Annotated in this window: 19 protein-coding genes; 11 read left to right on the forward strand and 8 right to left on the reverse strand. The window is 71.1% G+C overall.

What is annotated here, in order from left to right:
• The first annotated feature begins 63 nt into the window (after positions 1-63).
• The 3 genes from VFX14_17070 to VFX14_17080 are packed head-to-tail and all read left to right on the forward strand — an operon-like array spanning position 64 to position 2,807.
• Positions 64-960 carry a hypothetical protein gene (locus VFX14_17070; protein HEU5191399.1) on the forward strand — a complete coding sequence of 299 codons (897 nt, stop codon included), beginning with the start codon at positions 64-66 and terminating at the stop codon, positions 958-960.
• Positions 957-1,979, forward strand: coding sequence for a DUF3810 family protein (locus VFX14_17075; protein HEU5191400.1), 1,023 nt, complete (start codon positions 957-959; stop codon positions 1,977-1,979). Before VFX14_17070 ends, VFX14_17075 begins: the two co-directional genes overlap by 4 nt.
• A 9-nt stretch (positions 1,980-1,988) precedes the next feature.
• Positions 1,989-2,807, forward strand: coding sequence for an LLM class flavin-dependent oxidoreductase (locus tag VFX14_17080; GenBank protein HEU5191401.1), 819 nt, complete (start codon positions 1,989-1,991; stop codon positions 2,805-2,807).
• Positions 2,808-2,814: 7 nt separating this feature from the next.
• On the opposite strand, the gene pssA is transcribed toward VFX14_17080, so the two are convergent.
• Positions 2,815-3,417 carry a CDP-diacylglycerol--serine O-phosphatidyltransferase gene (gene pssA, locus VFX14_17085; GenBank protein ID HEU5191402.1) on the reverse strand — a complete coding sequence of 201 codons (603 nt, stop codon included), beginning with the start codon at positions 3,415-3,417 and terminating at the stop codon, positions 2,815-2,817.
• 79 nt (positions 3,418-3,496) lie between these two features.
• Between pssA and VFX14_17090 the strand changes: the two genes are divergently transcribed.
• On the forward strand, positions 3,497-3,829 hold the full coding sequence (locus VFX14_17090; GenBank protein HEU5191403.1) for a hypothetical protein: 333 nt from the start codon (positions 3,497-3,499) through the stop codon (positions 3,827-3,829).
• 14 nt (positions 3,830-3,843) lie between these two features.
• Here the strand turns inward: VFX14_17090 and VFX14_17095 are convergent, their stop codons facing one another.
• The 5 genes from VFX14_17095 to VFX14_17115 form a co-directional block, all read right to left on the reverse strand.
• A complete protein-coding gene (locus VFX14_17095) occupies positions 3,844-4,668 on the reverse strand; it encodes an isocitrate lyase/phosphoenolpyruvate mutase family protein (protein ID HEU5191404.1) in 825 nt (274 codons plus the stop codon).
• Entirely contained in the window at positions 4,668-5,891 is a 1,224-nt protein-coding gene (locus tag VFX14_17100) for a cobalamin-independent methionine synthase II family protein (GenBank protein ID HEU5191405.1), read from the reverse strand. The genes VFX14_17095 and VFX14_17100 overlap by 1 nt, the downstream gene beginning before the upstream one ends.
• Before the next feature lie 59 nt (positions 5,892-5,950).
• The gene (locus VFX14_17105; GenBank protein HEU5191406.1) at positions 5,951-7,405 is read right to left on the reverse strand and encodes a hypothetical protein; all 1,455 of its coding nucleotides are present in this window, start codon (positions 7,403-7,405) and stop codon (positions 5,951-5,953) included.
• 116 nt (positions 7,406-7,521) lie between these two features.
• Positions 7,522-10,446: an MASE1 domain-containing protein gene (locus VFX14_17110; protein ID HEU5191407.1), complete on the reverse strand. Its 2,925-nt coding sequence runs from the start codon at positions 10,444-10,446 to the stop codon at positions 7,522-7,524.
• A gap of 19 nt (positions 10,447-10,465) precedes the next feature.
• Positions 10,466-10,984 carry a DUF1003 domain-containing protein gene (locus tag VFX14_17115; GenBank protein HEU5191408.1) on the reverse strand — a complete coding sequence of 173 codons (519 nt, stop codon included), beginning with the start codon at positions 10,982-10,984 and terminating at the stop codon, positions 10,466-10,468.
• Between the two features lie 167 nt (positions 10,985-11,151).
• On the opposite strand from VFX14_17115, the gene VFX14_17120 reads away from it, so the two are divergent.
• From VFX14_17120 to VFX14_17135, 4 genes are read left to right on the forward strand one after another with little or no spacing between them, the layout of a single operon-like run.
• Positions 11,152-11,754 carry a DUF892 family protein gene (locus VFX14_17120; GenBank protein HEU5191409.1) on the forward strand — a complete coding sequence of 201 codons (603 nt, stop codon included), beginning with the start codon at positions 11,152-11,154 and terminating at the stop codon, positions 11,752-11,754.
• A gap of 52 nt (positions 11,755-11,806) precedes the next feature.
• Entirely contained in the window at positions 11,807-12,208 is a 402-nt protein-coding gene (locus VFX14_17125; GenBank protein ID HEU5191410.1) for a protease inhibitor I42 family protein, read from the forward strand.
• A 19-nt stretch (positions 12,209-12,227) separates the two neighbouring features.
• Positions 12,228-13,439, forward strand: coding sequence for an amidohydrolase/deacetylase family metallohydrolase (locus tag VFX14_17130; protein ID HEU5191411.1), 1,212 nt, complete (start codon positions 12,228-12,230; stop codon positions 13,437-13,439).
• Positions 13,436-14,563 carry a zinc-binding dehydrogenase gene (locus VFX14_17135; protein HEU5191412.1) on the forward strand — a complete coding sequence of 376 codons (1,128 nt, stop codon included), beginning with the start codon at positions 13,436-13,438 and terminating at the stop codon, positions 14,561-14,563. Before VFX14_17130 ends, VFX14_17135 begins: the two co-directional genes overlap by 4 nt.
• A 3-nt stretch (positions 14,564-14,566) precedes the next feature.
• On the opposite strand, the gene VFX14_17140 is transcribed toward VFX14_17135, so the two are convergent.
• Entirely contained in the window at positions 14,567-16,114 is a 1,548-nt protein-coding gene (locus VFX14_17140) for an ABC transporter substrate-binding protein (GenBank protein ID HEU5191413.1), read from the reverse strand.
• A 113-nt stretch (positions 16,115-16,227) separates the two neighbouring features.
• Here VFX14_17140 and VFX14_17145 point away from each other — a divergent pair, with 113 nt between their 5' ends.
• Positions 16,228-18,444: an ATP-binding protein gene (locus tag VFX14_17145; protein ID HEU5191414.1), complete on the forward strand. Its 2,217-nt coding sequence runs from the start codon at positions 16,228-16,230 to the stop codon at positions 18,442-18,444.
• Here VFX14_17145 and VFX14_17150 read toward each other — a convergent pair.
• Positions 18,441-19,643 (reverse strand): CoA transferase, encoded by a 1,203-nt coding sequence (locus tag VFX14_17150; protein HEU5191415.1) that lies wholly within the window; start codon positions 19,641-19,643, stop codon positions 18,441-18,443. The two genes, VFX14_17145 and VFX14_17150, sit on opposite strands and share 4 nt — an antisense overlap.
• A gap of 129 nt (positions 19,644-19,772) precedes the next feature.
• Here VFX14_17150 and VFX14_17155 point away from each other — a divergent pair, with 129 nt between their 5' ends.
• A complete protein-coding gene (locus VFX14_17155) occupies positions 19,773-20,186 on the forward strand; it encodes a hypothetical protein (protein HEU5191416.1) in 414 nt (137 codons plus the stop codon).
• A 122-nt stretch (positions 20,187-20,308) separates the two neighbouring features.
• Entirely contained in the window at positions 20,309-20,719 is a 411-nt protein-coding gene (locus VFX14_17160; GenBank protein ID HEU5191417.1) for a hypothetical protein, read from the forward strand.
• Positions 20,720-20,729: the final 10 nt, after the last annotated feature.

The following is a 20,729-nucleotide window of genomic DNA, read 5'->3' on the forward strand; positions in this document are numbered from 1 at the left end:
TCATGAGTGCGTCGGTGCGGCGCGTCCCCGCCCGACGTGCCGGTTACCTTGCCGGGGGTGCGCATGCCGGACCAGCGCTTTCGCTCCATCTTCGCCCCGAGCCGCGGCCGTGAGCGGCGGGAAAACTTCGAAGCCTACTGGGCCTACACCCTCGCGCGCGACGGCGCCATCCTCGAAGAGGAGCGAGATCTCGCGGCCAAGAAAACGCTGATGGCCCGCTTCCGGACGCAGCCGGTGCGGACGCGCGTCCCGCTGAAGAACCCCGGGATCTTCTACGAGAACTGCGTGGCGTTGCGGGTGGATCCACGCTCGCTCGATCACACCACGCTCTTCTTGACCTTCCTCTACAAGTTCGCCCGTCACGAGTGGGTCGGGATCTCCGCGGCGTGGGACCAGACGTGCAACATGGCGGCGGCGCGGACGACCAAGGAGCGTATCAGCCGATATCACCTCTGCGAGGAGTTCTGCCACATGCGGCTCTTCGAGGAGATCTTCCGCACCTTCCACCTCGATGGCGTGCAGTGGGTGCCGCTGGGCAGGTGGATGGGGCGACTCTACCGCGTGTTCCCCCACGTCCCCGGGCCTCTCATGGCCCCCGCCGCCTTCGTCACCGAGCTGATGGGGCTCACGTTCTACCTCCACATCGATCGCCTCCTCGACGACGTGCTCGCGCGCGAGCCGGAGGCGCGGGCGCGAGTACGGGAGCTGCTGCACGAGATCATGACCGACGAGCTGGCTCACGTGGGCCAGCGCCGAAACTTCCTGGGGCCGCTGGGGGTGCGGGCGGCCCGGAGGCTGGTCGCGCCGATGATGCGCGCGTTCTGCCGGGACCTGCCCGAGACGCCGCATCTCTTCGACGTCAACCGCCTCGTGCGCGACGCGCGGGGCTTCGACTACAGCACGATCTCGTCCACGATTCTGCGCGGGAGCTGGGTGCCGTCGTACCTCATGAGCGCGTGAACGGGGAAGGCCTTGACACGCGCGGGCGGTGGCGCTATTCGTCCTTCGTGCGCCGCCCGCCCGACGAAGAGATCCGCATCGCGAACCGTGCCACCTATTGGCCGGTAGCGCCGATGGACCTGCTGATCGCCACCCCCCTGGTGGCGCGCGCGCTGTTCGGGGTCACCCCCCTCGGCCGTGCGGTGAAGGTCGCCGCGCTCGGGCTCTACCTCGGCAGCGCGCTGCGCGACTGGCGCGATCGGCGGCGGATCCGGCGGGTCGCCTTCCTGCAGGAGTTCGGCGCCGACGGCCGGCATCTCATGCCGATGCCGCGCGAAGGGCGGGAGGCCGAGGTCGCTGCGCTCGCCGAGCGGCTGAACGACGGGCTGGTGCTGGCGCGCCCCTCGCGGCGCGAGCTCGCCATCGAGGTGGAGCAGCGCCTCGCCGACTACATCGCGAGCATCACCGGCCAGCGCGTGCGGAGCAGCGCGGAGGTGCGGAGCTTCGGGCTCGTGAGCCTGGCGTTTCCGTCCGCGCTGGGCGCGTGCGACATCCTCACCGGCGATGTGGCTCTCTTCCGGGATGCCGGCTTCTTCGAGCCGCACATCATCGCCCACGAGTTCAGCCACCGGAAGGGCTACTGGAAGGAGCTCGACGCCCAGGTGCTCGCCTACTTGGCGCTCGTCGAGTCCGGCGAGCCGCGCCTGGTGCAGTCCGCGCTACTCGAGCGGCTGTACCGGAATCTCCGCGTGCTCGCCCACGGCGATGAGGCGGCCTTCGACCGCCTCGCCACCCGCGCCGCGCTCCGCCCCGAGCTGGCGGCCACGCTGCGGCGCCTGCGTCCGCCGTCCCATCTCGTGGGGCGCGGGCTCGACGCCGGGGTGCGCCGTGTGTACGACGCGCGCATGCGGGTGACGGGCCAGAACGGGCTCTCCGACTACGATCTCGGCTTCACCAACTTCCTCTACACGTTCGAGACGAGTCGGATCGCCCGTCAGGCCCCGCCGGCGATCGCGCTGCACGCCGCGTCGCGAGCCTGAGGGCCCGCCATGCGCCTCGGCCTCGCGATGCCGCGTCAGGACGGCGGCCGGCCCCTCGCCGCGGGCACCCTCGCCGAGGTCGCGCGGCGCATCGAGGGCTCGGGCTTCGACAGCGCCTGGGTGTTCGACTCGCTGGGACGCGGCTTTCTCCTGCCCGACCCGCTCACCACGCTGTCCGTCGCGGGCACGGTCACGCGCCGGCTGGAGCTGGGCACCGGCGTGCTGCAGGTGCCGCTCCGCCGTCCGATGGACCTGGCCCACCGAGTCCTCACCACGCATCTCGTGACGGGCGGCCGGCTGCGGCTCGGAGTGGGCGCGGGCTCGACCGCGGCCGACTTCGCCGCGGTGGGCGTGGACTTCGACTCGCGCTTCCGCGCGCTCGACGCCTCGCTGGCGACGATGCGGCGGCTCTGGGCCGGGGAGCGCGTGGGCGACTCCGAGCTCGGGGCGCCGTGGCCGGACGCTGCCGGCGGCCCGCCGATCCTGATCGGCTCATGGGCAGGCTCGCGCTGGATCGAGCGGGCGGCCAAGGAGTTCGACGGCTGGATTGGCTCCGGCGCGCGCTCCTCGTGGCGGCTGATCGGCGAAGGGATCCGGCGCTTCCGCGCCCTCGGCGGCCGCCGCGCCGTCCTCACCAACGTCAACGTGCGGCTCGACGCGCCGGCACCGAGTCCCTCGGGGCCCGATGACCCGTTCGACCTCGTCGCGCCCCGCGAGATCGTCCTCGAGCGACTGCGTCACGTGCAGGCGCTGGGCTTCGACGATCTCGTGCTCGTGGCAACGCACCACGACGCCGCCCACCTGGAGGCCCTGCGCGCCCTCGTCTGAGCGGAAGCTAGAGCTTCGGGATGCGCAGGGTCTTGCTGATCATCAGGCTTCCCGACAAGAAGAAGAGCAGCCCCACGAGGTGAAGCTCCGCGCCTAGCACCGACACCGGCAGAAGCGCATCTCGCTGGAAGGCGAGCATGAGCAGAGCGAGCGGCACCACGCTGGTGGGAATGGGCGTGCCCTCGAAGTAGGAAACCTTGCCGGCGTCGCCGGCCATCGCCTCGGCGGTGACGTTGAAGCGGGCGAGCCGGCTCAGCCCGCAACCCACGAAGTACAGGAGCACGAGCGTGTCGAGGACGCTGGTGAGCCCGGCCGCGAAGGCGATGCCCGCGGGCGCCACCCCGAACGAGATCACGTCGGCGAGCGAGTCCAGCTCACGCCCCATCGGCGAGGCGGCGTGCCGCCAGCGCGCGATGCGGCCGTCCAGCACGTCGAAGACCAGCGCCACCGGCACGAGGAGGGCCGCCCCCCAGAGCCACCGGCGGTCGACGCTGGTAAGGAACGTCATCGCCGCGAACAGGGCGCCCATCCCGCAGAACCCATTGGCGATCGTGAAGAGATCCGCAAGGTGGAACCCGCGGATCATCGAGAAGTGCAGGCGCTGTCGCATCATTCTGCATCGTGCCCGGCGGCGGCGCGCCGGTCAAGACAGGATCGAGATCACTATTAGGTTCTCAGCATCATAGGTATTGCAGCGCGACGCGGTCGGTGGTCACATGGTCGCCATGAACGTACACATCCACTGGACTCCGGAGCATTTCGGGACCGTTCTCGCCGCGCTCGACGCTGAAGCGACGCCGCGCCTCGATCCGGGTGTCGCAGCGGCCGTGCGAGGAGCGGGAACGCAGGGGCCGCTCGATCTGCCCCTCGAGCAGGGGCAGCTCCTCATGCACTGGTGCGAAGCGCGCCGCGATCGGGCGAGCGAGCAGCAGCCCGACGCGCAGTGGACGCGCATCGTCGCCGAGGTGCACGAGGCGGTGCAGCCCGCCGCGCCCGCGCGTGGCGTCGGACCTCGCGCGTAGCCGGTCCGCCGCTCTCAGCCCTCCAGGTAGGCGTTGAGCTCGGGGGTCGGGACCGAGCGGTCGACGTAGCCGAACGTGCCCTGCTCCTTCACCTCGCGCGCGGCGTCGAGGAGCCCCGTCATGGCCGCGCGGTAGAGGGACGTGGCGAGGCTGATTCGCTTCACGCCGGCATCGGCCAGCTCGGCCACGGTGAACGACCGTCCCTTGATGCCCACCATGAAGTTGAAGGGCTTGGAGAGGGACTGGCAGACCGTGCGCACCGCCGCGAGGTCGGGCAGCCCAGGCGCGAACAGCACGTCCGCACCCGCTCGCTCGTATGCCTGCAAGCGCTTGATGGTGTCGTCGAGATTTGGATTCCCGCGGAGGAAGTTCTCCGCCCGCGCGGTCAGCGTGAACGGGAGCGAGAGCTTGCGCGCTGCCTCCACCGCCGCGGCCACCCGCTCCACCGCGTGGGCGGCGTCGTAGAGGGGCTTGTCTTTGTCGCCGGTGGCGTCCTCGATGGACCCGCCCACCAGCCCCACCTCGGCGGCCAGTCGGATGGTCTCCGCCGCCGCCGCGGGCGCGTCGCCGAAGCCCTTCTCGAGGTCGGCGGCCACGGGCAGATCGGTCGCGCTCACGATGGCGCGCGCGTGCGCGAGCGCTTCGTCGCGAGTCACCTTGCCGTCACGCCGGCCCAGCGTGCCGGCCTGGGCGCCGCTCGACGTCGCGAGGGCGAGAAAGCCCAGACCCGCGAGGATGCGCGCGGAGGCGCCGTCCCACGGATTGGGGATCACGAAATAGCCCGGCGCCTCGTGGAGAGCCCGGAAGCGAACGGCCTTGTCCTTCTGCGTGGTGGCCATCAGGACCCTCCGTAGAGCTGGCGTGAGGCCAGCGCGGCGCCCTCGGCCAGCGTCTCGAGCTTGGCCCAGGCGATGTCGGGGTGGATGCGTCCGCCGAGCCCGCAGTCGGTGCCCGCGATGACGCGCTCCGGTCCCACGAGGTTAGCGATGCGCGCAATCCGGTCGGCGACCAGCTCGGGGTGCTCCACCACGTTGGTGGCATGGCTCACCACACCGGGAATCAGGACCTTGCCCGCGGGGAGCTTCACGTCCTGCCAGACTTTCCATTCGTGCTCATGGCGGACGTTGCCGGCCTCGAAGGAGTAGGCCCGACAGTTCACCGCGAGCATCACGTCCACGATGTCGCGCAGCGGAATGTCCGTCACGTGTGGGCCGTGCCAGCTCCCCCAGCAGAGATGGAAGCGGATGCGCTCCTGGGGCAGCCCCCGGAGCGCATGGTTGAGCGCCTCCACGCGCACCATCGACAGCGCGCGGTACTCGTCCACGGTGGGCGCGGGGTTGATCATGTCCCAGTTCTCGGCGATGGCAGGATCGTCGAGCTGGAGGACGAGTCCGGCGTCGAGGATGGCCCGGTATTCCTCGCGCATGGCCTCCGCACACGCGTAGATCAGCTCTTCGTCGGTCTTGTAGTGCTCATTGCCGATGCGCGAGGCGCTGCCCGGCGCGATCGACGTCATGAAGCCCTCGGCCACGCCCGCCGCTCCCAGCGCGGCCTTCATGTGCGCGATGTCCGCCCGGATCGCCTCGCCGCCGGTGTAGGTGATCGGCCCGCGGCACACCGGCAGCCGCATGCCCGGCCCGCCGCGATTCGTCGACACTCCGGAGTCGGCGTCCGCATACGCGGCGGCGAAGAGGGCGCGATCGCGCCGGTCGCCGAAGCTCGTCAGGCGCGCGTGGCCGGGCGTGGAGCGCTGCGCGGGAATGCGGTAGAGCTCCATGCCGAGCTCGAGGCCGCCCAGCCGCTGGAACGAGTAGCTCCACCACGCGCCGTAGTTCACGCGCTGGCCCATGGCCTTGCCGAACTCGCCGTCGCCCGGAACGTCGATGCCCGCCGCGCGCTGGCGGCGCACGACGTCGGTGACTGCCGCGGCCAGGCGCGCCTGATAGGCGCCCTCGTCCGACGATTCCCCGGCCTGGCGCGCGCGATTCAGCTCGATGAGGTCATCGGGGCGGGGCAGGCTGCCCGCGTGCGTGGTCAGGATGCGCGCGCGACTGTCCCTCATGGCGGACCAGCCTACAGCGTTCGCCGGAGAAAGGCGAGAGCGGCGCCGCCGCGGCGCGCTCAGCGCGCGACGAGAGTCTCGACGTGACGGTTGCCGGCGACCGCCATGACAGTGAGATCGGGCGGCAGCGTGCTCGGATGGATCACGCCGCTACGGAATGTGCCGGGACTCTCCGCGGGATAGAGCCGCGTCTCGAATAGCGCGCCACCGGGACGGCGTCCCGCCAGCATCGAGACCTCTGCGTCGGACAAGGGCTGTCCCGCGAGATCGGTGACGCGAACCAGGAACACCACGCCGCCGCCGGTGGCGGACGTCGGCTTACGCGAGAGCTCGATGCGAAGGTCACCGGAGACCGGGGCCGGCGCGGTCGTGGCGACGGCGCCCGCCGGCTCGCGCCCGGAGCCTGGGGCGGCCGGCTCGCGCGCGGACGTCCTCCCCATCGGGGCGGCGGACGAGGAGGAGGCGAGGGCGCGCGGACGTTCGGGCAGGGCGGCCCGGGACGCGGCCTCGCGCGGCGCCGCGCCGGGGTTCCGGCTCGAGACGGCGGGCGCTTCCGCGGCGGCCATCGCCTTCGGCGCCGGCGCCGTGGCCTTGGGCGGCGCGGGCGGTGTCGCCGGGCTGACGGCTTGCGCGGGGGCCGCGGGTGCCGGCGCCGGACCATGGGGCACCAAGCGCGCGGCGGATGGCGGGGCCGGGGGAGCCGCGGCGACCGGCGTCTGCTTGGCCGGAGCCGGAGGAGCTGCCGCGATCGGCGCCGGCGGGGCCGGGGCCGGCGGCGCCGCTGCGACGGGGGCCGGCGGGACCGGAGCCGGCGGGGCCGGGGGCGCGATGGCCACCGGGGCCGGCGCACTCGGAGCGGTAGTAGTTGGCGCGGGCGGGGCGGCGGGCACCGGGGCCGGCGGTGCCGGTGGGGTGACCACGGGCGCCGGCGCATCCGCTTGTGGCTTGTCCGCCGGCGCCGTGGACGAGGCCACACGGCTCAACGAGCGGAGCGGCCACCCGATCAGGTCACTGTCGCGTAGGTCGTTCATCCGGAACTCCGAGGACGCGAAGGCGACGACCAGCGCAACCCCGCCCAGAATCGCGAGAGTCCGACCTGCCCGCTGACCCCAGATGCGCTCGATAACCGGGCGGCGCCGGCGGCGCCGGAACGGCCAGCTGCGCTCTTCCATCCCCGCCAGCAGCTCGACCGTGTGCTCTATCCGAGCAGCGTCGCGCGGCCGGAAGGTCTCCCCCGGCTCGACCACGAACGCGAAGCCGCGGCGACGCAGCTCCTCGTCGACCTCGGAGGGGCGGCGGCGCTCCACGTCCGGCGGCCTGGGGGACTCGGGGTGCCGGCGATCGATGACCAGCTCGATCTGCTCCGAGCCGATGGGGCGGTCCCGGAACAGGGTCGAGAGATAGCCGAAGAGGAGCGGGTGATTGCGGGCGACGATGCACAGCCGCCGGGCCAGCCGCCCGATGTTCCGGTCAGGGTTTGAAAGGCTCCTAGAGTCCGGCGAAGTGGGAGTCATCGACGTGTACCTTCTGACCTTCCGCAGAAACTCTTACACACGCAAAGGCCCCTCCCGTTGCGTTATTCGCCCGTACGAGGAGAGACAGCAAGGCATGTGCCAGAAATTTGGACCCTCTATTGCTCTCCCAACAGCGCGGCGAGCTGTGCCGGATCCACCGGCTTTACCAGATGCCGGTCGAAGCCCGCCTCCATGGCCCGCTGCCGGTCCTCGGGCAGACCGTAGCCGGTAAGAGCGACCAGCCGAAGGCGCTGGCCGATCGGGTGCCGGCGCAGCCGCCGGGCCACTTCATAGCCGTCCAGCCCGGGTAGTCCGATGTCGACCAAGGCCAAGTCGGGCGCGATCGCGAGGGCGGACTCCACGCCGGCGAGCCCGTCGGCTGCCTCGTGCACGTCGTGGCCGAGCCCCCGGATGAGCTCGCGAAGGGACAGGCGCGAGTCCTCGTTGTCCTCGATGACGAGGACCCGCCTCGCGGAGGCCGAGGCGCGGGATGCCGCCGCGGGCCCGAGGGCCCGCGGCCGAGCGATCGCGGGCAGGCGCACCGTGAACACGCTGCCCTGCCCCTCGCCGGCGCTGGACGCGGTGACCGTGCCGCCGTGCAGCTCGGCGAGCCGGCGGACCAGCGTGAGCCCGATGCCGAGGCCGCCCTTGCTGCGATCGAGCGAGTGATCTCCCTGCACGAAGAGGTCGAACACGCGAGGCAGGAGCGGGGCGGCGATGCCGATGCCGGAGTCGCGGACCTCCAGCTCCGCATCCTGCCCGTCGCGCCGCACCGTCATCCGGATCGCTCCTCCGGGCGGCGTGTACTTCACGGCGTTGTCGAGGAGATTGACCGCCACCTGCTCCAGACGCGCCGCGTCCGCGTCCACCCAGACTTCCTCGGCGTCCACCGTCACCGCATGGCGCGGTCCGCCCTCGAGAGTGCCCACGAGCGCGACGGCGCGGCGCGCCAGCTCCGCGAGGTCGAGCGGCTCGCGCTCGAGGGTGATCTTGCCGCTGGTGACGCGCGACACGTCCAGCAGATCGTCGACCACGCGGCCGAGCTGGCGGACCTGACGGCTGATGATGCCCTGGGCGCGCGCGACCAGGGGGCCCGTGTCACCGGCGAGGCCGAGCACGTGGGCGGCGTTGCTGATCGCCCCCAGGGGATTTCGCAGCTCATGGCCCAGCATGGCGAGGAACTGGTCCTTGGCATAGTTCGCCGCCTCCGCCTCCGACCGCGCCGCCTGCTGCTGCGTGAACAGCTCCGAGTTCTGGATCGCGACGGCGGCCTGCTCGGCGAGGCGCGTGCACACCGCCTCGTCCTCGTCAGTGAACGAGCGGGTGCTGCGGTTGCTGACGTAGAGGAGGCCGGCCACCTCGGTGCGGATAATGATGGGGACGACCATCAAGGCGACGATCCCCGTCTCCTGCGCCAGGGTGTGATGGGCGGCGGAGACGCGTCGGTCGCGGCGGTAGTCGCCGGTGCGCGCGGCGCGGGCCGTCTGCATCACGAGGCCGCCGAGCCCTTCCCCGGCGCGGACGGTCACCGGCGGATAGCGGGCGGGCCACGCCCCCACCCGGTAGCGCGGCTGCATCGTGTCGCCCGCACGCAGGAAGATCGCGGCGGTGTCGCTGCCGCACAAGGCCTGGGCGCCGTCGGCGATGCGCTGGAGCACGGTCCCGAGATCGAGCGACGCGGTGATCGAGCGGGCGATCTCGCCCACGAAGCCGAGGCGCCGCTCGCCGTTCTCGGCCCGCGCGCGCGCCGCGCGCTCCTGCTCGAGCAGGCGCTCCCGCTCCGCTTCGGCATCCTTGCGCGCGGTGACGTCCAGGCAGACCCCGCGCAGGCGCTCGGGCCGGCCGTCCTCGTCGCGGGTCAGCTCGCCGCGCGCTTCGAGCCAGCGGACGGCCCCGTCCGGCCGGACGATCCGGTACTCGAGCCGATGGGTACCGGTCTCGAGCGCCTCGGCGATGGCCTTCTCCATGCGGATGAGGTCCTCGGAGTGGATCTCGGCGCGGAAGGCGTCGAAAGTGCCGCGGAAGGAGCCTGGGGAGAGGCCGTGGATCGCCTCGAGCGCGGGGGACCAGACGACGCGTCCGGTGGCGATCGTCCATTCCCAGGTGCCCATCTGGCCGGCCTGGACGGCCAGACGCAGCCCTTCCTCGCTTTCCCGGGCCGCCGCCTCGGCGCGGTGGCGCTGTAGCGCGCCCGCGCCCACCGGCAGCATGGTGACGGCCATGGTGGCCATGAACATCTGGAGCAGCAGCAGCGACTCGTTGGCGGAGCCGACCGCGAAGGGGCCCGCGCCCCGCGACGTGCCGCCTACCGCGATGGTCGAGAGCAGGGCGATCACCGTCACCGCCTCGCGCTGGCCGAAGCGCAGGGCCGTCCAGAGGAGGATCGGGATGCACAGGAAGGCGATGGGCCGGTTCTGCGTCAGGGCGGGCATGAAGCCCCCGAACACCAGCTCGCCCATGACCAGCACCGAGAGCCCGAGGAGCACCGCCTCCTGCCAGCGTGTGCGGAGCCGGCCGAGGCCGAGCGGCCGCGTCCAGAGCAGGATGAGCGGCGCCACGATGAGGTTGCCGGCCAGGTCGCCGAGCCACCACGTGAGCCAGATGTATCCGTAGTCCGCCCACCTCGCGTAGCCGGCGAACGCCAGGCTCGTCACCCCGATGGTGGCGCTGAGCGCCGTGCTGACGATGCCGGCGAGCACGACGAAGCGGAAGATGTCCCGCGGCCGTTCGAGCGCGTCGACGCCCCCGGCAAAACGGGTGACGAGGCGCGCGCCGACGACCGCCTCGAGGGTGTTGCCGGCGGCGATGGCCAGCGAGGTCGCGATGGACCCGGCGGTGCTGACATTGATGACGAACGCGCCCAGGAAGATGACGGGCCAGAGTCGAGGCCCGAAGAGCAAGAGGGCGGCGAGGGCGATGCCGGCGGGGGGCCAGACTGGCGTGGCGCTGGCGTGCAGGAAGGCGAAGGCGAGTCCCAGCTTGCCGGCCAGGACGTAGACGACCCCGACGCCCACCGCGAGCGCGACGCGCCGCGATTGCATGCCGGGAGAATACACCAGCTCAGGGGAGCTTCTGCTCCAGCTCGGTGACAAGCTCCTTGACGTCGGTCTCCGCCTCGAGGGCGGCGCGCTCCTGCCGGGTCGCTGCTTCGGGCTCGATCCCGAGCCGCTCCGCGATGCGGGCGAGAAGGCGCAGGGTGGCGGTGGACTCCTGCTCGGCCAGGAGATTGATCTGGAGGTCGAGGTGGGCGCGCCGGTCGGCGAGGCGCGTCATCCGGTTCTGGCTGATCATCACACCGATCGTGATGAAGATCGCTTCGAGCGAGACGACCATGGTGAGGAGGTTGAACGGATAGGGATCGAACGGGGCGAGCGCCGGCGCCCAGCCTCGCAGCCACCCGAGATTCAGCACGATCCAGGCGGCGAACCAGATGACGTGGACCAGGGCGAAGGTCCCGGTCCCGGCGACCGCGACGAGCCGGTCGCCCACGCGCTCCATCATCGAGCGCTGGCTGAGGTGCTGCGCCTCGAGATCGGCGATCTTCTCGATGTTGGTCTTCTCGGTCCGCGTCGTCCCCACGTCGCTTTCTCCCGGCCCCGGTAGCCTTGGCCCTGTCGCTTCGACCCACCCGCGGGCCTACGCGCTCGACATTGTTCGTGGAGCAAGGCGCATGCCCGGCGGCATGGCCCTTGCTCGCTTCCACGCTCGTGCGAATACCGGCGCGGAGCGCCGCAGGGAGGCAGGGCATGCACAAGGAGCAGATCGCGGAGCTGCTGTATCAGGCCTACGAGACGGAGCAGGGCGGCGAGAAGATCTACGAGACCGCGCTCAAGTGCGCCGAGAACGAAGAGCTGCGCGAGGAGTGGGAGGAATACCTCGAGCAGACGCGCGAGCACATCGAGATCGTCCGCGAGGCGATGGAGGCCTTCGGGCTCAATCCGGAGGTGGAAACACCCGGCCGGCTCGTCGTCCGCCATATCGGCGCCTCACTGGTGCAGGCCATGGAGACGGCGCTCGACTCGGGCATTCCCGGCGCCGCCCAGATCGTGGCGACCGAGTGCGTCGTGCTCGCCGAGACTAAGGATCACCTGAACTGGGAGCTCATCGGTATGTGCGGCGACAAGCTCAAGGGGGATGAGGGGAAGGCGCTCAAGGAAGCTCACGGGAAGGTCGAGGACCAGGAGGACGAGCACCTCTACCACACCACCGGCTGGTGCCGCGAACTCTGGATCGACTCGCTCGGAATGCCCGCCCAGCTGCCGCCCCCCGAGGAAGCGAAGGACGTGAAGACCGCCATCGGCGCCGCGCGCGCCAAGGCCTCACGCAAGGCCAAGAGCAAGAAGAGCTAGGTAGCTTCTCCCGCGCCGGGCGCGGGCAGGGCGCGCGTGCTATGGTCCCCCCATGACCACGTGGCGCTCCCGCCCGAGCCCGGCAGGGTGTGCTCGCGCCGCGGTCGCGGCCCTGCTGCTCGGCGCCGGGTGCGCCACGACCCCCGCCGCGGTGTCCGATCGCGATCTGACCGTCTCCGAGGGCACCACCTTCACGGTCGCCCTCGACCGTCGCGCCGGCACCGGCTACGGCTGGATGGTCGACGGCGAAGATGCCCAGACCGTGACGCTGGTCAGCCGATCGATCGAGCGCGACCTCGCGACGCCGGGCGCGCCCGAGCGCGAGGTGTTCGTCTTCCTCGCCCGGCGGTCGGGTACCACCACGCTCCACTTCACCTATGCCCGGTCGTGGGAGGCGGCGACGATGCCGCCGGCCGAGGCTCGGGCCTACCGCGTTCAAGTCATCCGCTGCTGATCCGACCCCGGGGGGAGCCATGTTCGATCTCGTGCTGAAGGGAGGCCGTGTCCTCGATCCGTCCACCCGGCTGGACGGCGTGCAAGACGTCGCGGTGCAAGACGGCAAGATCGCGCGCATCGCGGCCGACATCCCCGCGGGAGAGGCGGTGCGGGTCATCGAGGTCGGCGGCAAGCTCGTCACGCCCGGCCTCATCGATCTCCACGCCCACGTGTTCGAAGGAGTCAATCGCACCGGGGTGAACCCGGACCTGGGCGGCGTGCTCTCGGGCGTCACCACCATCGTGGACGCGGGCAGCGCGGGCGCGGCAACCTTCGCGGCGTTTCCTCGCCACATCCTGCCGCACTGCCATACCGAGGTGATCCCGTTCCTGCACATCTGCCAGACCGGGCTCGCCACGCTTCCCGACATCGTCTCGGAGTCGAGCGTGAACCTCGACGACACGCTCAAGACCCTCGATCAGTACAAGGGGCTCATCCACGGGATCAAGGCGCGCATGGTGTCGCCCGCCCTCGAGATCATGGGCATGGAGATGCCGAGGCTCGCCAAGCGCGCGGCCAAGGAAAGCGGCACGCGGCTCATGGTGCACATCGGCGACACCGAGAGGCGCTACGACCCCAAGGTCATTCACCAGCTCTTGCCGCTGCTCGAGAAGGGCGACATCCTCACCCACTACTTCACCGCGAATCCCGGCGGGGTGCTCGACGCCAACGGCAAGCTGGTGCCGGAGGCGCGGGACGCGGCGGCGCGCGGAGTCTGGCTCGACACCGCCCACGGGCGCATGAATTTCTCGTTCGACGTGGGACGACGGTGCATCGATCAGGGGCTGCTCCCGCACTGCATCAGCACCGATCTGACCGTGCCCGGACGCATCCACACCGTGCACAGCATGGTCGAGATCATGACGCGCTTCCTGGGCCTGGGCTTCACGCTGGCCCAGGTCGTCACCATGTCCACGGAGAACCCTGCCAAGGCCATCGGCGCCGAGGGGCGGCTCGGAAGCCTCGCGGTGGGCCGACAGGCCGATATCTCGGTGCTGGAGCTGCGCGAGGGCGACTGGGTGGTGAAGGATGTCGTCGGGGCGAGCCTCCGGGTCCAGAAGGCCTTCGTGCCGTTCGTGACAGTAAAGCGCGGGCGCGTGTTCCAGCCCGACTGGGGACCGCGCCCGTGGGGTTGGGAGCCCGACCGCGTGCTGCCCGCGGCGCCGATCCGAGGCGGATGCTGCGCATGAGCGCGGGCGGGCGCGTGCGCGCGGCGGTGCTCGTCCAGCCGAAGACGATCGAGCTGCGTGACTTCCCGCGTCCGTCTGTCGGGCCAGACGACGCGTTGCTGCGTATCGAGGCCTGCGGGATCTGCGGCAGCGACTACGAGCAGTACGAGGGCCATCTCCCCGACACCGAGGATTACAAGCAATATCCGGTGATCCCGGGGCACGAGCCGCTGGGCCGCATCGAGGAGATCGGCCGCGCCGCGAAGGAGCGGTGGCGCGTGAGCGTGGGCGACCGCGTGGCCGTCCGATCCGGCTATGGCTGCGGGCGCTGCGAGGCCTGCCGGCGCTTCGAGCCGGCGGCGTGCCGCACGCGCGGCGGCACGTACGGCTACACCGACGTCGAGAAGCCCCCGTTCCTCTGGGGCGGCTATGCCGAGCACATGTACCTCACGTCCCTCTCCGTGGTGAAGCAGGCCGATCCCGATCTCGCTCCAGAGGTCGCGGTGATGTTCAACCCGCTGGCCGCGGGGATCTCGTGGGCCGGCACGGTGCCGGCGACGGGCCCCGGCGACCGCGTGGCCATCCTCGGGGCTGGCCAGCGCGGGCTCTGCTGCGTGATCGCGGCGAGGGAAGCAGGCGCCCGCAAGGTGGTCATCACCGGACTCGCGCGCGACGCGGCCAAGCTGGCGCTGGCGCGCGAGCTGGGAGCGGACGCGGCCATCGACGCGGAGGGCGGCGACGTGGTCGCCCAGGTGCGCGAGGCCCTCGGCGGCGGCGCCGAGGTGGTGGTGGACACCACACCCTACGCGCCGCGGTCGCTCACCGACGCCGTCGCCATTGCGGTGCGCCGCGGACGCATCGTGGTGGCCGGGCTCAAGGGCGGGCGGCCCACGCAGGCGCTGCTCGCCGACGACGTGATCTACAAGGAGCTGACCATTCGCGGCGTGCTCAGCATGCCCGTCGCCGAGACGTTCAAGGCCGTGGACATCATCGGCTCGCGGCGCTATCCCTTCGAGCGCCTGCACTCGCTCTCGTTCCCCATCGAGCAGGCGCAGGACGCCATCCTCACGCTCGCGGGCCAGATGCCGGGGGTGAACCCGATTCACCTCGCGATCGTGCCCGGCGCCCCGCGCGTGTCGCTCTGAGGGCTACTTCCCCTTCAGGGTGACGTCCTCGTACGGCGCCGAGTAGGCGTGCCCGTTGATGAGGCCGAGCCCCGACTCGCCCACCCGCGGGCCGACGCCGTTCAGGAAGGCCAGCTCCCAGATCGGCGCGTAGACCGCCTTGTCGTGCAGCAGCTGCTGCATCTTGTGGAGCGTCGCCTCGCGGCGCTTGCGGTCGATCTCGGTGGCCTGCTCCTGGAAGAGGCCGTCGAGATCGGCGTACGTCCCGTAGACGTACGTGCCACCCGTGGCCACGAAGGCCTCCAGGCGCGTGGCCGCGTTGCCGAAGGCGCCGCTCGCCGCCTGGATGAGCCCGCCCCGGAGCTTCTTGTCGGAATATGCGCTGAAGAACGCCGCGCGCTCGAGCGGGCGGAGTCGCGTGCGGATGCCGACCGCGGCCAGATTGTTGGCGACGGCCTCGGCGAGATTCGCGTAGGAGCCGTCACACGACAGATCCCCGGCGTCGAAGCCGTTGGCGTAGCCGGCCTCGGCGAGGAGGGCTTTCGCGCGCGACACCGAGTAGACGGCGGCCGGGGGCTGCCAGAAGTACTCGAACGTGCTGGGGACGATGCTGTTGGTGATGCGCGAGTGCCCGAGGGTGAGCGCCTGGTTGATGGAATTGCGGTCCAGCGCGAGGCCGATCGCCTGCCGGACGCGGCGGTCGTGCTGGGGGGACTTGGGATCCCACTGGTCGGGGAAATAGATCCAGAACGAGGCCTGGATCACCGCCGGCTTGAGGGCGAGGCCCGGCGTGCGCTGGAGCTCCTCGGCCAGCTCGCCGCGCACCGAATAGACGATGTCGACCTCGCCGCGCTTGAGCGCGGCCAGCCGCGTGGCCTCGTCGGGAATGACGCGGAAGACGAATCGCTTGACGCTGGGGGGCTTGCGCCAGTACTGATCGAAGGCCTCGAGCGTCAGGTCCACCCCGGGGGTGAAGGACACGAACTTGTAGGGCCCGGCGCCGATGGGCGCCTTCTTGAACCCCTCGTCGCCCACGCGCTCCACGTACTTCTTCGGCACGATCCAGCCCGCTCCGGTGGCGCTCGAGTAGAAGGTCAGAAAGTCCGGCCAGGGCTGCTTCAGGCGGAACCGGACATGGGTGGCGTCGGGCGTCTCCACGGCCGCGACGCGCTCCTTGAAGCCCTTGGCGGCCGCGCCGCGATAGCGGTCGAACGAGAACTTGACGTCTTCGGCGGTGACCGGGGAACCGTCGTGGAAGCGGGCGTTCTTGCGGAGGACGAACTCGTACACGAGCCCGTCCTTCGAGACCGTCCACGATTCGGCCAGGCTCGGCGCCTGCGTCTGCCCCGGCATGGGCTTCACCATGGCGTCATGGAGCGCGTAGAGCACCATGAACGGCGTGATCATGCCGGGTGTCTCGGCGGGGTCGAACCAGGTCGGCGCCAGGGTGACGTGCACCCCCCAGGTGAGGGTGCCCTCGGCGGCCGCGGCGGGGCGGTGGCCCACCGGGGGGGCGCCGGTGAGGGCGAGGATGGCGACCAGGACCGGAGCGAGCGCGCGGGAGAGCTTCATGGGCAGCCTCCTGGAGCGATCCGGGATCGATCGAAACGGTGGGGGTGATTATCCCCAGGGTCGAAGGCTTGTCAACGCGAGGTCCTGGGAAGACGGCGTGCTATCCTCGACCCGTGCGTATTCGCGCACACGTGCTGCTCCTCGTGGTGGCGTCGGTCCTTCCCATTCTGGTCTTCGCCGGCGTCATGGCCTACGTGTTCTGGTGGCAGCAGCGCGCGGCCTTCGAGCAGAGCCACCTCGAGCGGGTCCGCGCCCTCTCGATCGCCCTCGACTTCCGGCAGAACGCGACCCTTGCCGCTCTGCGCGCCATGGCCGATTCGCGCCGGCTCGACACCGGCGCTCTCCGCGAGTTCCTCGACGACTCGCGCGACGTCGTGGCGGCGCAGCGTATCTGGTCCGCGGTGGTGCTGGCCGACGCGTCGGGCCGGCGTCTCCTCGACACGCGCCCGGGCGTCGACAGCAAGGGGGCCAACCTCGCCGCCGAGCCCCTCTTCCAGCTCGTGCAGCGCACGGGCCGTCCCGCCATCTCGCCGCTCGTGAAGGCGCCGGGGTCGGAGGGTGACTACACCACCTGCTTCGCGGTGCCGGTGACCCGCGGCGGTGTCCTGCGCTACGTGCTGATCGCCGAGATCGACCAGGCGGAATGGCTGCGCTTCATGGCGCTCTACCCGGTGGCCCCCGACGCCACCCTCACGCTGCTCGACCAGAACGGCATCATCATTGCCCGCACCCTCCACAACGAGCGCTGGGTGGGCCGCCCGCCCTCCGCGACGCTGGCCCGCAAATCGCGCGAGCTGCCCGCGGCGACCTATCAGGGCCCGGGGCTCGAGGGCCAGTGGTTCTACACCGCCCACAGCCGCACCGCGACCTCGGGCTGGACGGTGGCCACCGGCGTGCCCGCCGAGAGGGTGGAGGCGCAGCTCCGCGCCGCGCTGGCGTCGGTGGCGGCGGGAGGGGCGGCGGCGGCGCTCCTCGCCGTCGTGCTCGCCCTCCTCCTCGGCCGGCGCATCGCGCGGCCCATCGCCGGACTCGCCGAGCTGGCGGGCTCGTTCGCCAGAGAGGACACGCGGGTCAAGCCGCCTCCCGCTTCGAGACTGCGCGAGGTCGACGAGGTGGCGGGTGCCCTCGCCGAGGCCTCCACCCGGCTCGAGCGGCGCGCGCACGAGCGGGACGAGGCGCTTCGCAAGGAGCGCACCGCGCGCGCCGAGGCGGAGGTGGCCAATCGCGCCAAGGACAGCTTCCTCGCCATGCTCGGCCACGAGCTGAGGAACCCGCTCTCCGCGATCCGGGCCGCCCTCGGCCTCCTCGAGGTCGCGGGCCGCGATCCCCAGACGGCGGCGCGGGCGCGCGAGGTGATCGGCCGCCAGGTCAATCAGCTCGTCACGGTGGTCGAGGAGCTGCTCGACATCGCGCGCGTGACGACGGGCAAGATGCTGCTGGACCGGCGGCCGGTGGACCTCGGCGAGCTGGCGCAGCAGACCGTGCAGAGCCTCCGGGTGGCCGGCCGCCTCATCCGGCATGAGGTCACCGTCGAGGCCGAGACCGCCTGGCTCTACGGCGATCCCGGGCGCCTCACCCAGGTTCTGACCAATCTCCTCGTCAACGCCCTCAAGTACACGCCGGAAGGCGGACGCATCGAGGTCCGCGTCGCGTCGGAGGCGGACACGGTCGTGCTCACGGTGACCGACACCGGCGACGGCATCCCGCCCGCGCTGCTCGAGCGCATCTTCGATCTCTTCGTCCGGGGCGATCAGGCGCTGGGCCGCACGGGGAGCGGGCTCGGCATCGGGCTCACGCTGGTGCGACGGCTCGCGGAGCTGCACGGAGGCTCGGTACAGGCGGCGAGCGCGGGGCCCGGGCGGGGAAGCGCGTTCACGGTGCGGCTGCCCGGCATCGCCGCCCCCGCCGAGCGCCAGCAACCGGTGGAGCCCATCCGGAGCGTGCGCGGCCCGCGGCGCGTGCTCATCGTGGAGGACAACGCGGACTCACGCACGATGCTGCACGCGATGCTCGAGCTGTGGGGCCACGAGGTGCACGAGGCGGCCGACGGAGAGCACGGCCTCGAGCGTGCGGTCGCGGTACGTCCGGATATCGCGTTGATCGACGTCGGATTGCCGGGGCTCGATGGCTACGAGCTGGCGCGGCAGATCCGCGCGAGCGTCGGAGGCGTGCACATCTTCCTGGTCGCGGTTACCGGCTACGGTGAGCCCGACGACATCCGCCGCGCCCGGGACGCCGGCTTCGACAGCCACCTCGCCAAGCCGGTGGACGTGAAGACCCTCGCCGGTATCCTGGGGGCGGCCGGTCGGCAGTCGGACCGCGCGTCCTAGCGCGGGCCGCCGATCACGCCCCGGTCGCGCAGCGCCGTCACCGCCTGCTGATCCATCCCGAGGAGCTCGCGGAGCACCTGCGCGGTGTGCTCGCCCAGCATGGGCGAGGGCGTGCGCACGGAGCCCGGCGTCTCCGACAGGCGCACCGGGGCGCCCACCATCTTCACTTTTCCTGCGCGGGGGTGGTTCATCTCCACGAGGGCGCCGCGGGCCTTGACCTGCGGATGCTCCACGACCTGGGCGATGTTGTTGATGGCGCCGAACGGGATGCCCAGGGGTAGGAAGATCGCCTCCCACTCCTCGTAGGTCCTGGTGAGGAACACCTCCTGGAGGAGCGGAATGAGGGTGGCGCGATTCTTCGCGCGGTCCACGTTCTTGCGATAGCGGGGGTCGTTCGCGAGATCGGGCCGGCCGATGGCGGGGCAGAAGATCTGCCAGAGCTTCTCGCTGCCCACCGCCAGGGCCAGATCACGGCTCTTTGTCCTGAACGTCTGGTACGGAAGCAACGCCTTGTAGGCGGTGCCCATGGGGAAGGGCAACTCGCCGTCGGCGAGGTAGCCGCCGATCATGGTGCCGAGCAGGGACATCTGCCCTTCCAGCATGGAGACGTCGATGGCCTGGCCGCGCCCAGTCTTCTCCTTCACCCGCAGCGCCAGCATGATGCCGAACGCCGCGTACATGCCCGCGGTCATGTCCGCGATCGAGGTGCCCGCGCGTACGCCGCGGCCGCCCTCCTCGCCGGTCACCGAGATCATGCCGCTCTCTGCCTGGAGGATCAGGTCGAGCGCCGCGCGATCCCGATACGGACCGTCCTGGCCGAAGCCCGACACCGAGCAGTAGATGACGCCGGGATTGCGCTTGCGCCCCTCCGCATAGGCGAGGCCGAGACGCTCGAGCGCCCCGGTGCGGTAGTTCTCGAGCACCACGTCGGCCTTTTCGACCAACTTGAAAAAGAGCTCCTTTCCTTCGGGCGCCTTCAGATCCACCTCGATGCCCTGCTTGTTGCGGTGCAGGCTCACGAAATACGCGGTTTCACCCCCTGGAAGCGGCGTGCCCCACGCGCGGGCGATGTCGCCGGCGCCCTTGGGCTCGAGCTTGATGACCCGCGCGCCAAAGTCCGCGAGCATGGTGGAGCAGAAGGGGCCCGCGAGGGCGTGGCTCAGGTCGAGCACGGTGACGTCTTCGAGGGGCAGGCGCATGCGGCTGGTCTCCTTCGAGGAGATGCGGGGTCGTGGCCGTCGGCTTGGCCAGTAGCCTATAATAGCGCAGCGGTACCCGGCAGACGGGGCCGGCCCCACAATGACTCTTCCCAGAACGAGAGGCTCTAGATGGCGACTGATGAGCTGTCCGAACTGAAGATGGATCCCGCGTCCTTGTACCGCGAGGACGTGTATACCGATCGCCGCATGGGGACGATCCGCGTCATGACGCCGGTGACCGGCGAGGGCAACGTCGATCTCACCCGCGCCATCCTGTATGTCGGCGAGACGCAGATCCTCACCTCGGTGGGCGCGCTCCCCGTCGTGTTCGAGATCGAGGCAAAGTCACTCGGCGAAGCCGCGGAGAAGTTCGCGGACGCGGCGAAGGTTGGCGTGGAGCGGACCATGCGCCAGCTCCAGGAGCTCAGGCGCGAGGCGGCCTCGTCGATCGTCGTGCCCGACCGGATGCCGCCCGGTCTCGGCGGGCCCGGCCTCGGCGGCCCCGGCGGCATGCGCGGCGGCGGGAAGATTCAGCTGCCGTAGACCGAACGCCGACCGTCAAAAAGGTGGCGGGTCGAGAGGCCCGGCGCCTGTAAGTCCCCGTCAGATCGGCACCTTCTCATGGCACCCCGGTTGCAACTTCCTCGTCCAGAGGAGGGATAACCATGTCCTATCGACATCTGTTCGTCGCGCTCGCGCTGGCTGCCGGCGCGCTGCTTCCGCCGGCCGCGCACGCGGGGGTCAATGTGAATGTCAACGTGGGTGTTCCGGTGCCTCCGCCGCCCGTGGTCGTGGCGCCGGCGCCGCCGCGCGTGGTGGTGGTGCCGGGCTCGCCGGTGTACTACGCCCCCGAGGGCGGTGTGAATCTCTTCGTCTACGGCGGCCGGTACTACACGTTCCACGAGGGCCACTGGTTCGTGGGGCCCAAGCACAACGGGCCGTGGACCTTCGTCGCCGTGGATCACGTCCCCGCGCCCGTCGTGGCCGTCCCCGTGAAGTACTATCGTGTGGCGCCGGCCCCGGTGCCGGGTCCCCCGCATTGCCCGCCCGGCCAAGCCAAAAAGGGCCGCTGCTAGCGGCGGCGAC

The organism is Candidatus Methylomirabilota bacterium, from assembly GCA_035764725.1.
In the GTDB taxonomy this organism is placed as follows: domain Bacteria; phylum Methylomirabilota; class Methylomirabilia; order Rokubacteriales; family CSP1-6; genus DASRWT01.